General features: G+C 59.7%; 6 protein-coding genes. 3 read left to right on the forward strand and 3 right to left on the reverse strand.

Annotation, left to right across the window (positions count from 1 at the left end):
• The first annotated feature begins 132 nt into the window (after positions 1-132).
• Positions 133-2,898, forward strand: a complete 2,766-nt coding sequence (locus tag GTP23_RS03240; protein WP_229255904.1) for a TonB-dependent receptor — start codon at positions 133-135, stop codon at positions 2,896-2,898.
• Between the two features lie 94 nt (positions 2,899-2,992).
• Complete coding sequence (locus GTP23_RS03245) at positions 2,993-4,513, forward strand: tryptophan halogenase family protein (RefSeq protein WP_161033836.1); 1,521 nt, start codon at positions 2,993-2,995, stop codon at positions 4,511-4,513.
• Between the two features lie 75 nt (positions 4,514-4,588).
• Here the strand turns inward: GTP23_RS03245 and GTP23_RS03250 are convergent, their stop codons facing one another.
• The 3 genes from GTP23_RS03250 to GTP23_RS03260 all read right to left on the reverse strand — a co-directional run bounded on the left by GTP23_RS03250 (position 4,589) and on the right by GTP23_RS03260 (position 10,633).
• Positions 4,589-6,100 (reverse strand): tryptophan halogenase family protein, encoded by a 1,512-nt coding sequence (locus tag GTP23_RS03250; RefSeq protein WP_161033837.1) that lies wholly within the window; start codon positions 6,098-6,100, stop codon positions 4,589-4,591.
• A gap of 129 nt (positions 6,101-6,229) precedes the next feature.
• On the reverse strand, positions 6,230-8,065 hold the full coding sequence (locus tag GTP23_RS03255; RefSeq protein WP_161033838.1) for a M2 family metallopeptidase: 1,836 nt from the start codon (positions 8,063-8,065) through the stop codon (positions 6,230-6,232).
• Between the two features lie 117 nt (positions 8,066-8,182).
• A complete protein-coding gene (locus GTP23_RS03260; RefSeq protein ID WP_161033839.1) occupies positions 8,183-10,633 on the reverse strand; it encodes a TIM-barrel domain-containing protein in 2,451 nt (816 codons plus the stop codon).
• 175 nt (positions 10,634-10,808) lie between these two features.
• On the opposite strand from GTP23_RS03260, the gene GTP23_RS03265 reads away from it, so the two are divergent.
• Complete coding sequence (locus tag GTP23_RS03265; protein WP_161033840.1) at positions 10,809-12,137, forward strand: MFS transporter; 1,329 nt, start codon at positions 10,809-10,811, stop codon at positions 12,135-12,137.
• Positions 12,138-12,154: the final 17 nt, after the last annotated feature.

Consider the following 12,154-nt stretch of genomic DNA (forward strand, 5'->3'; position numbering starts at 1 on the left):
GATGTTTGCGGGAATTATGTTTTGTGTCGTGTGTTGAGGGGACATTAAATGAGTATTTTCGCGAATAAGCGCCGTCAAAGCGCCGCGTTCCAGTTGAATCCAGTCGCAGCTGGTTGTGCTGTATTCCTGTCTATGATGGCGAGCAACGTCTATGCGCAAGAAGCTGCGCAAGGCGAAGCTGCACAGGCTGCAGACGTAACGGCCGCTCAATCCGACGCTAAAGCGCCGGAAGTCCAGTCGGTGGTCGTATCCGGTATCCGTCGCGGTATCGAAGCAGCGATCTCGATCAAGAAGAATTCCACCTCCATCGTTGAAGCCATTTCCGCTGAAGATATCGGCAAGCTGCCGGATTCCAGCGTGGCGGAATCGATCGCCCGTCTGCCCGGCGTAACCGCCCAGCGTAGCCGCGGTTCGGGCAAGGCTGCCGACATCAGCGTGCGCGGTCTGGCACCGAGCTTCAACGGTACGCTGGTCAATGGCCGTGAAATGGCTTCGACCGGCAACGCCCGTAGCCCGGAATTCGATCTGTTCCCAGCGGAACTGATCGGCAGCGCCATGATCTACAAAACCCCGGACGCGACCGTGATCGGTCAGGGTCTGGCATCGACCATCGACCTGCGCACTGTGCAGCCACTGGACTTCGGCAAGCGCGTGCTGGCTGCGGGTGCCCGTAACGAGCGCACCGGCGTGCGTTCCGGTTCGCCAGAAGGTGACGGCAAGCGCTACACCTTTAGCTATGTGGACCAGTTCGCTAACCGCACCATCGGTGTGGCCGTGGGCATCACCAGCTACAAAGAAAACGGCGGCGGCCAGCAGAAGTTCGAAGGCGGCGGCACCGACACCGTTACCTACAATGGTCAGAGCGTCGTCGTTCCTGCCGGTTTCAAAGCGGACACCGAGACCTCGAAGAACAACCGCGATGGCGTTTCCGCCATGCTGCAATACCGTCCTAACAAAGACTTCAAGACTTCGGTCGATCTGTTCTACTCGGCCGGTAGCACCAGCCTGAAGAAAACCGGTCTGGAAGGCTCGATCGGCGGTTCGTGGGGCGGCTATGACCCGGTTGGTACGCTGAGCAACGCCACCATCCAGAACGGCGTGGCCACCAGCGGCACCTTCAGCAATTTCAAGGGCGACGTACGTAACCACAAAGAATCGGCCGACGACAAACTGACGGCAATCGGCTGGAACACCCAGTGGAAAGTGGCTGACTGGACCCTGACCGGCGACCTGTCGCACTCGAAAGCTACCAAGAACGCCTCGCGTTACGAAACCACTGCTGGCCAAGCTGGTAACGTGCCTGCATCGCAGATCGGTTCCCTGTCGTGGACCGGCTTCGACGGCAAAAACCTGGCAGCAATGAAGCTGACCTCGAGCTTCGACTACTCGAACCGCTCGCAAACCTTCCTGACCGACACCGACGGCTGGGGTGGTGGTCCTAACTCGCCACAGGCTGGCTATGTCGCGCTGCCTAACGTAGACGACAAGATCGACGCAATCCGTCTGTCCGGCCGTCAGCAAGTGGAATGGGGCCCAGTGGCTGCCGTGCAGTTTGGCGTGAACTACACCAAGCGTAGCAAAGTACGCTACGGCGAAGAAGGCCGTCTGGTGGTGAAAGGTAACGGCGGCTACGCCACCGCAACCGTACCGGGCAGCGAAGTCGCGACTGCTGGTACCACCGGCATTCCTATCGTATCGTTCGACCCAACCGGCACTCTGGGTTCGATCTACACCATGGCTAAGTGGGTAGACGCAAGCGTGCTGGCGAAAGACTGGTCGGTATCGGAAAAGGTCACCACCGCTTACGCCATGGGTGATCTGGACGGTACGCTGGCTGGCCTGAGCTACCGCGGTAACTTCGGTGCGCAGTTCGTGCACACCAGCCAGTCGACCACCGGTAACAAAGTGGATCTGGCAACCTGCACCGGCATCACCGCAGAGACCTGCCCATCGTCTGTGATCGCAGACGGCACCTCGTACAACGACATTCTGCCTAGCGCTAACGTGTCGTTCGATCTGGGTAGCGAACAGCAGGTACGTTTCGGTCTGGCCAAAGTGCTGGCTCGTGCAAATCTGGACGATATGCGCGCTAGCTCGGCCTTCGGCGTGAGCAAGAACAACACCGTACCTATCCTGACCGGTAGCGGCGGTAACGCCAAGCTGGAACCGTTCCGTGCAAAAGCAGTGGACGTATCGTACGAGAAGTACTTCGGCAACAAGGGCTACTTCAGCGCTGCTGCCTTCTACAAAAAGCTCGATACCTACATTCTGCGTGCACCGCGTGCGTATGACTTCAAAGGTCAGGTTACGGCTGCGACCCCGCTGCCAACCACCGGCCCATACGCTGGTTCGACGGTGGGTCTGCTGACCATCCCGACCAACGGCGACGGTGGCAACCTGCACGGCTACGAGTTCGCAGTCAACGTACCGTTCTCGCTGGTGTCGACTTATCTGGACGGCTTCGGTGCTTCGGCTAACTTCTCGAACACCGAGAGCGGTATCGAACTGCCGGCAATTGGTTTCGCTACCCAGGGCGTAAGCAGCGTGAAGATCCCTCTGCCAGGCCTGTCGAAGCGCGTGACCAACCTGCGTATGTACTACGAGAAGAATGGCTTCCAGTTCGCATGGGCTGCCCGTCGCCGTTCGGACTTCCTGGGTCAGATCAGCGACTACCAGGACAATGCACAGCTGACCTTCGTGAAAGGCGAGACCATCATCGACCTGCAGGCTTCGTATGAATTCCAGCAGTCGTTCCTGAAAGGTCTGTCGGTCTACGTACAGGCTAACAACTGGAACAATACGCCTTACCAGGAGTACAACGGTGTTGATTCCAGCGCCATTTCGTACAAAACTGTGTTCGGTCGTACCTACCAGTTCGGCCTGACCTACAAGTTCTAACTCTCGCAGTTAAACGCATAGTTAGTGCTAACATCAACCCCGGTCCGCCGGGGTTGTTTCGTTTCTGGAGCAGGCTTTTTGAGGAGTGAGTTGGATGCAGACTGCGATTAAAAACATCGTGATCGTCGGTGGCGGAACGGCAGGCTGGATGAGCGCCACGGCGTTGGCCACCATCCTGCGCGGGCAGTACAACATCCGGCTGGTGGAGTCGGATGAAATCGGCATCGTCGGTGTGGGCGAAGCCACCATTCCGATGATACAGCGCTTCAATCAGGTGGCCGGCATCGATGAAGCAGAGTTCATGAAAGCCACCCAGGGCAGCTACAAGCTCGGCATCGAATTCGTCAACTGGGGCAAGCTGGGCGACCGTTACATCCACGGCTTCGGCATCCTTGGCCAGGACTTGTGGACTGTGCGTTTCGACCAGTACTGGCAGCGCATGCGTGCACTGGGCAAGGCGCACGAGCTGGATGAGTATTCGATCACGCGCATGGCAGCACGTCACAACAAATTCATGCCGGCACGGCCCGATCTGCCCAATTCGCCGCTGGCCGATATCGCCTACGCCTACCACTTCGACGCCAGCCTGTATGCGCGCTTTCTGCGCGGCGTGAGCGAACAGCGCGGCGTGCGCCGTACCGAAGGCAAGATCGCCAGTGTGGCGCTGCGGTCCGATAACGGCTTTGTCGAAGCGGTGGTGCTGGAATCAGGTGAACGTATCGAAGGAGATCTGTTTATTGATTGCTCCGGCTTCCGTGGCCTGCTGATCGAAGACGCGCTGCAGACGGGTTACGAGGACTGGTCGCACTGGCTGCCTTGCGACCGTGCGCTGGCGGTGCCGTGCAAGTCCGCATCCGTGCTGACGCCCTATACCCGCTCGACTGCCCACACGGCAGGCTGGCAGTGGCGCATCCCGCTGCAGCACCGCACCGGCAATGGCCATGTGTATTGCAGCGCCTTCATGGATGATGCACAGGCGCAGGATATTCTGCTGAAAAATCTGGATGGCGATGTGCTGGCCGAGCCGCGCCAGATCAAGTTCAAGACCGGTATGCGCAAGCAGGGCTGGAACCGCAATGTGGTGGCGATCGGTTTATCGAGCGGCTTCCTCGAACCGCTGGAATCGACCAGTATCCACCTGATCCAGTCGTCGATTGCGCGCCTGCTGCAGTTCTTCCCTGACAGTGGCTTCAATCCACTGGAAGTGGCCGAGTACAACCGCCAGAGCCGTTTCGAATACGAGCGTATCCGCGACTTCGTGATCCTGCACTACAAGGCCAACCAGCGTGATGATTCCGAATTCTGGAAACAGTGCGCGGCCATGCCCGTGCCGGATACGCTGCAGCACAAGATCGATCTGTTCCAGGCGCGTGGCCGCGTGGTGCGCTTCGATAACGAGCTGTTTGCGGAGACGGGCTGGCTGCAGGTGATGCATGGCCAGAATCTCAAGCCGCAGGGCTATGATCCGCTGGCCGATCTACTGCCGGTAGAAGAAGCGGAGAAGTATCTGGAGAGCATACGCGACGTGATCGCCCAGTGCATACAGCACATGCCGACCCACGCCGACTATATTGCGCAGCATTGCGCTGCGCCGCGCCAGCCTATGCCGAAGTAATCCGGCACTAAGGACTAGCCCGTGGCCGGGGCAGCATCGCGCTGCCGCGGCCACGGCTTCCGTCAGGCTGGTGCTTTACATCTTCTCTGTCGCGCACTGCGCAGCAATGTACTCTTCGTGCGTCGGCATGTGATCGACACAGCGCTGCACCACATCCTTGACGTTGTTCAGGAAGCCTTCGATTTCCTCCGGCGTGCGCTGATCCACCAGCGGGTGGTAGCCCTTGCTGCGCAGGCCCTGACCATGCATCACCTGTATCCAGCTGGTTTCCGTGAACAGTTCGTCGCGCGACAGCAGCAGGCGGCCATTGCTCTGGTACAGATCCATGCGGCGCTGTAGCGTATCGGGTATCGGCATATTGCGGCAGTAGTCCCAGAACGGATCGCCCACGCGCTGATTAAGCTTGTAGTGCAGGATCAGGAAGTCGCGGATGCCGATGTATTCTTCGTCATTGGCGCGGTTGAAGGCGTCGATGTCGGCCTGCTCGAAGCCCATGTGCGGGAACATCATGAGCAAACGGGTAATGCCGGTCTGCACCAGATGGATACTGGTCGATTCCAGCGGCTCCATGAAGCCGCCGGCCAGACCGATGGATACCACGTTGCGGTTCCATGCCAGCTTGCGCTTGCCCGCTTTGAAAGTCAGGTGGCGCGGGTGGGCCAGCGCCTTGCCATCCAGATTATTCATCAGGATATCTTCCGCTTCGGCTTCCTGCATGAACTGGCTGCAGTAGACATGGCCGTTGCCGATGCGGTGCTGCAGCGGAATGCGCCACTGCCAGCCAGCCTTGTGGGCGGTGGAGCGGGTGTAGGGCAGCAGCGGGCTGACCGAGGCGCATGGCACGGCAATCGCACGGTCGCACGGCAGGTAGTGCGACCAGTCTTCGAAGCCCGTCTTCAGGGTTTCTTCGATCAGCAGGCCACGGAAGCCGGAGCAGTCGATAAACAGATCACCCTCGATGCGCTCACCGCTATGCAGCACCACGGCTTCTACATAGCCATCGCTGGCACGCTGTTCGACCTTGATGATACGGCCTTCGGTACGGATGGCGCCGCGGCTCTCGCTGACGCGGCGCAGGTATTTGGCATACAGCGAAGCGTCGAAGTGGAAGGCGTGGGAAATGTCGGCCAGTGGCGAATCGCCGCTCTCGCGGTCGGCGCGCATGAATTTGAACTGGCGTGCTGCGGCGGTGTTGATCGAATAGTCTTCGATATTCGGCGCCTTGCCTTCCTGGTACATTTTCAGCCAGTAGTGGTAGAAGCGCGCCAGCATCTGGTCGCGTCCGATCACGCCGAAGCCGTGCAGATAGGAGTCGCCCGGTTTGCCCCAGTTGACGAACTCGATGCCGAGTTTGAAAGTGCCTTGAGTGTTGCGCAGGAATTCGTTTTCGTCGATGCCGATCAGGTCATTGAACCCGCGGATGACAGGAATAGTCGCTTCGCCTACGCCGATGGTGGAGATTTCATCGGATTCGATCAGGCGGATTTCGCAACCGTTGGAGATTAAAGTGGACATCGCGGCGGCGGTCATCCAGCCCGATGTGCCGCCACCGACGATGACGACTTTTTTAACCAGTCCCAGACTCATTTTCACTCCGTTTTGTAAGCTGATGAAGCACCCGTTAATCGGGGTGCTTCATCATACACGCTGGGGTGAAGCTAGTCTCGGACTGTCGCTTAAATACAGCGTCTGACGGCGACGCTGATGTTGGCTTTTTTACTTCTTGGCAGCCGCTGCATAAGCAGCATTCTGGGCATCCAGCCAGGTCTTCAGCGGTGCGAAGTAGTCGAGCAGTGCACCACCGTCGATACGCTCTTCACCCGAAATGGCTTTCAGCTCTTCCGGCCAGGGTTTGCTGGCGCCCATGGCCAGCATCTGCTGCAGTTTGGCGCCTGCTTTGGCGTTGCCATAGATCGAGCAACGGTGCAGAGGCCCCGTGTAGCCTGCCTCGCGGCACAGCGCACGGTGGAACTGGAACTGCAGCATATTGGCCAGGAAGTAGCGTGCGTAAGGCACGTCGGCTGCCACGTGGTACTTGGCACCGGCATCGAAACCTGCCCCTTTGGCATCCATCGCGACCGGGCGTTTCATGCCCATGTACTGCTCGCGCAACTGCCACCAGCTCTTGTCGAAATCTGCCGGTTTGGTCTTGCCGGAGTAGACATCCCAGCGCCATTTATCGACCATGTACGCGAACGGCAGCATAGGAACTTTGCCCAGGGCGCGTTCCAGTAATTGACCTATATCTGCATCGGCATCCGGTGCCTGATCCATCAGGCCGATCTTCTGCAGGTAGTCGGGCGTGATGGAAAGGGCGATGGTGTCGCCGATGGCTTCGTGGAAGCCGTCATTGGCGCCGCCGCGGTACAGGTAAGGCTGGCCCGTATAGCCGAGGAAGTAGTAGACGTGACCGAGTTCGTGGTGGATCACGGTGAAATCTTCTGCCGTCGGGTTGATGCACATCTTGATACGCACATCATCCTTCTCGTTGATCGGCCATGCCGAAGCGTGGCACACCACATCGCGGTCGCGCGGCTTGGTGAACAGCGAACGTTCCCAGAACGACGCGGGCAGCTTCTGCATGCCCAGCGAGGTGTAGAAACCTTCTGCATACTTGGTCATCTGCTTGGCGTCGGTCTTGCGTTCTTCCAGTACCTTGGTCAGGCTGTAGTTGCTGGCGCCCGTAGCCGGTTTCAGGATGGGATAAAGATTGTTCCAGGTCTGGCTCCACATATTGCCGTACAGGTGGGCCGGAATCGGGCCTTCCAGCGGCACCACGTCGGCGCCATAGGTTTCGCGCAGCTTGTAGCGGCTATAGGTATGCAGCGAGTCATACAGCGGCTTGACCTGCTGCCACAGACGTTCCATTTCGCTGGCAAAGGCATCGGCCGGCATGTCGTACTGCGAACGCCACATGGCGCCCGTATCGACAAAGCCCATCTGCTTGGCGCCCTTGTTGGACAGGGCGATGTAGTCGAGGTATTTGCCTTTGTACTCAGGCGACTGGGCGTGCCAGCCTGCCCACATTTCTTTCAGCTTGGCTTCGTCGCGGCTATTCGCCAGTACTTTTTCCATTTCACCCAGCGCCATGCAGGCGCCGGCGCTGCCATCGGCATTTTTCGGGCAGTATTTGGCTTTGCCGTAGGCGCCGTTCAGGCCTGCCTGCAGGGCGGCGTACTGCTCGCGTTCTTTCGGATCGGCGAATACCAGCGTCTGCTGCAGCAGCATCAGCTTGCGGGCCGAGTCGGCCGGCAGTTTCAGGCCGTTGAAGCGGCGTGCGCCGATGGCGGCTTCACCGGAGGCGGTCAGATAGCGCTCGGCGAAGAAGGAGGCTATCGCTTCCGTATCATCGGTAATGAAGTTGGAACCAACCCATGCGCCCAGTGCCTGCTCGTTGTTCAGTTTATTGAGCCTGGCTTCGGTGTCGCTGAGGAAGCGCTCGGCTTCGGCAACGGTCGGTTTCTGGGTGGGGGCGGCCAGCACGGTGGTGCTGGCGGCTGACGTGGCGGCTAGGGCCAGCAGCGTGCTGATAATTTTTGGTGTCACAGGCATCTCCCTTGGTGGTCTTGTCATGGCACCGGATGTAACCATCCGATGGGCGGCAATGATACACCCAGGCGAAAGCGGGGCGGGCAAAATTCCCGCCCCGGCCTGTCCTCGTGCGGAGGCTTACAGGGTGATGCTGACGCTGCGGTTGGCGGCGCCGCTGGCCGGCATAGCCACGTTCAGTACTTTGCTGCCTTCGTCCCACACGAACATCACGGCTTTGCCATCGACGCGCACCACGGAAGGCGCGCGCGTGACATTGTGCACCTGCAGGGCGATGCTGCGGTCCGGCCGCTGGTACTGCTTGCCCGCTTCGGCGCTGACGCTGATGGTCAGCTCGCGGCCCTGCAGTTTGCTGGCGAAGTTCAGCAGCTCGTACTGGCCCTGTTCATAGGCGTTGGCAGTGCTGCCATCGTCGTCATACAGCTTGCCGCTGCCGGCGCTGACGCTGGCATCGTGGTAGTAGTGCAGTTCGATGTGGCGGGTGTTGTAGTCGCGCGTGCTCTGCACCACTTTGGCCATGGGGATGAAGGCGCCGCCGCGCACGTACACGGGGATATGGTTGGCTTCCAGTCTGACGCTATCGCTGATGCCGCCGGCATGTTTGGCACCCGTGTAGAAGTCGAACCATACGCTGCGCGCCGGGAAGTAGACTTCGGCCGTGCTGGCGCCCTTGGTAAGTACCGGCGTCACCAGCAGGTCCTTGCCCCATAGGTAGCTGGACGACATGGCATATACCTTGGTATTGCGCGGCTCTTCGTACAGCATGGGGCGCATCAGCGGCAGGCCGGAACGGTGATTGTCGAAGGCCAGCGTGTAGTTATATGGCAGCAGGCGATAGCGCAGGCGGATCGCTTCGCGCGCCAGTGCCTTGGTGGCGTCATCGCGGTACACGGGTTCCGGTGCTACATCATCCTGCGCGTGCGGACGGAAGATGGGCTGGAACACCCCATATTGCAGCCAGCGTGCATACAGTTCGTTATCGAGCACGGGGTTGGCAAAGCCGCCCAGATCGGAGTGCATATAGGCGGCACCCTGCATGCCCATCTGCAGGGCGATTTCCGGTTGCGAGTGCAGGCCGCCCCAGCTGCGGTCTACGTCGCCCGACCATGGAATAATGCCGTAGCGCTGGGTACCCGAGTAACCGGCCCGCATCAGGATGAAGGGGCGCTCCGTCGGGTAGTCGCGCTGATAGCCTTCCGCCACCAGCCGGGCCCACTGGTGGCCGTAGATGTTGTGCACTGCCTCGGCACCGCCGGTAGCGTGCTGCATGGCGGCGGGATGGACTTCCGGCTCGCCCAGATCGCCCCAGACGCCGGCCACGCCCTGCTGGTGCAGCTCCTGGTAGATATTCCAGAACCAGTCCTTGCCGGGCTGGCCGAAAATATCGATCAGGCCTGTGTGGCCGAAGTAGAAGTCATAGGCCAGCGCAGCGCCGCTGGCATCCGTGCCGAGGATTTTTTTATCCACGGCTTCCTGCCATCGGGCCGAAGTATCGACGATGAACGGTTCGGTAATCACCACCGTCTGCACGCCCTTGTTGCGGAAGTCGCTGATCATGCCGGCCGGGTTGGGGAAGTTATCCTTGTCCCACGCCAGATTGCCCATGGTGCCTTTGACTTCTTTGCCGAACCAGAACAGGTCGAACACGATGGCATCGAGCGGAATATCGTCCGCAATGAATTTATTCACCGTGGCGCGGGCGATCGCCTCATCGCGGTAGCCAAAGCGCATGGCGAAGTTGCCCAGCGCCCAGCGCGGCGGCAAGGGCTGCCGGCCCGTCAGGCTGGTGTAGCTGGCGATCAGGTCTTCCCAGCTGTCGCCGGCGATCACCTGATAGGTCTTGCGGCCGCCCGTGGTTTCATAGCTCAGGCTATTGTCCTTGCGGCTGTCGAAATCCAGATAGCCCGTCTGCGGATTATCGAAGTGCAGCGCATACATTTTCGACGACAGGGCCAGCGGCATGCCATAGCCCATCTGGGTGGAATGCTCGCCATAGCCGTAGTGGGCCTTGTTATACAGGGTAAAGCGCTGGCCGCGGCGGTTCATGCCGACGGCACGCTCGCCGGCGCCATACAGGGCTTCATCCTTGTCGAGTGCGAATTCGATGGCTTCCAGCGTGCGCGCTACGCCCTGATGGATATCCTTGCTGCCTAGGGCGGGGTCGTCCTGCTTCTTCATATAGCCGTGCTTTTCCGCGACCAGCTTGTGGCCCTTGTAGGCGTAGCTGATCTGGAATGGCGCCTTGGTGATGGTCACCTGCATGGCGCCGGCCATGTATTCGAGGTGGCCTGCTTTGCTGGTCAGTGTGGTTTTTACGCCCGCCGGTGCCAGCACTACGGCGTGCGAGGCCGGGTCGGCCACTTCGCCGTTCGGGACAAAGGTGGTTTCGACCATGCTGGTCGTGTAGGGCTTGATCAGATAGCGGCCATCGCTGGTGCGTACTTCCAGCACGCCATCGCGCTGGCTGGCACTTTCGAACTTGCGCTCGGCATTCTGCGCCAGTACGGCGTGGCTGGCCAGTAGGGTCAGGGGCAGCAGGGTGGCGAGGCGGGTCAGAGGTGGTTTTTTCATGTAGTCGGGTCGTCTCTAAATAGTCTGTGTTTATGTTGTTTGGCTACATTTAGGCAGGGGTTTTCACCGTGCAGCTGGCTGTTTTCCTGTATTTTACCTTGGGTTCTATCATTTGACACACATCAGGTGCCGTGTTATTTTGCTACAAATCTCAAAATAGTCGGGGACACGCCGCATGCACACTTCCACCAGTAAGCCCATACTGTCGTTCTGGCAGTTATGGAATATGAGCTTCGGCTTCTTCGGCATCCAGTTCGGCTTTGCGCTGCAAAATGCCAACACCAGCCGCATCTTTTCCACCCTCGGTGCGAATCCCGACGACCTTTCCCTGTTCTGGCTGGCCGCTCCCGTCACGGGGCTGCTGGTGCAGCCCATCATCGGCTATTTGAGCGACAACACCTGGCACCCGACCTGGGGCCGCCGCCGTCCGTTCTTCTTCATCGGTGCCTTGCTGGCGTCCATTGCCTTGTTCCTGATGCCGAATTCCAGCGCGCTGTGGATGGCCGTGGCCGTGCTGTGGCTGATGGATGGCGCCATCAACGTGTCGATGGAACCGTTCCGTGCCTTTGTCGGCGACAAGCTGGGACCATCGCAGCAGACTGCCGGTTTCGCCATGCAGACCTTCTTCATCGGCTGGGGCGCCGTGATCGCGTCGCTGCTGCCGACCATCTTTGCCGACTACCTGAAGGTGAGCAATGTGCCCGTCAACGGCGCGATTCCTGACACCGTGCGCTACTCCTTCTACAGCGGTGGTGCGATCTACATGCTGGCCGTGCTGTGGACTGTGCTGACGGCGAAAGAAACCCCGCCTGACGATCTGGAAGCTTTCCGCGCCGAGCAGCGCCGCACCAAGGGCATGGCTTTCGCCCTGCGTGAAATCATGGGTGGCTTTACCCGTATGCCGGCGACCATGCTGCAGCTGGCGGCAGTGCAGTTCTTTACCTGGATTGCCCTGTTCGCGATGTGGATCTATACCACTTCGGCCATAGGCGAAAACGTGTTCGGCACGGTGGATGCCCAGTCTGCGGCCTATCAGGAAGCCGGCAACCGTGTCGGCGTGATGTTCGCCGTGTATAGCGGGGTGTCGGCACTGGCGGCGTTCATCCTGCCTGTCTTCGCGCGCTACACCAGCCGTAAATTCGTTCACATGAGCTGCCTGGTCATCGGTGGCGTCAGCCTGTTCAGCCTATATGCCATCCACGATGTCAACCTGCTGTATGTGCCGATGATAGGCGTGGGCATAGCGTGGGCCAGCATTCTGACCATGCCGTATGCGATTCTGGCCGGTGCCCTGCCGGCCAAACGCATGGGCTACTACATGGGCGTGTTCAATTTCTTCATCGTGATTCCGCAGATCGTCAGCGGCCTGCTGCTGGGTTTCGTCACCAAGCACCTGTTCGCAGGTCACACCGTGCAGACCGTGATGCTGGGCGGTGTGTGCATGATCGTGGCCGGTGTGTTGACCCTGATTGTGCGTGATAACGCAGAACCCGTGGGCCAGTGAGGTAATATTGTTCGTAT

Origin of the sequence: Duganella fentianensis (genome assembly GCF_009857835.1) — a bacterium.
Classification (GTDB): domain Bacteria; phylum Pseudomonadota; class Gammaproteobacteria; order Burkholderiales; family Burkholderiaceae_D; genus Rugamonas; species Rugamonas fentianensis.

Bases quoted from the DNA above. Each gene is read 5' to 3' on its own strand.
- GTP23_RS03255 (WP_161033838.1), bottom strand. From the start codon at position 8,065: ATGCCTGTGACACCAAAAATTATCAGCACGCTGCTGGCCCTAGCCGCC.
- GTP23_RS03260 (WP_161033839.1), bottom strand. From the start codon at position 10,633: ATGAAAAAACCACCTCTGACCCGCCTCGCCACCCTGCTGCCCCTGACC.
- GTP23_RS03240 (WP_229255904.1), top strand. From the start codon at position 133: ATGATGGCGAGCAACGTCTATGCGCAAGAAGCTGCGCAAGGCGAAGCT.
- GTP23_RS03250 (WP_161033837.1), bottom strand. From the start codon at position 6,100: ATGAGTCTGGGACTGGTTAAAAAAGTCGTCATCGTCGGTGGCGGCACA.
- GTP23_RS03265 (WP_161033840.1), top strand. From the start codon at position 10,809: ATGCACACTTCCACCAGTAAGCCCATACTGTCGTTCTGGCAGTTATGG.
- GTP23_RS03245 (WP_161033836.1), top strand. From the start codon at position 2,993: ATGCAGACTGCGATTAAAAACATCGTGATCGTCGGTGGCGGAACGGCA.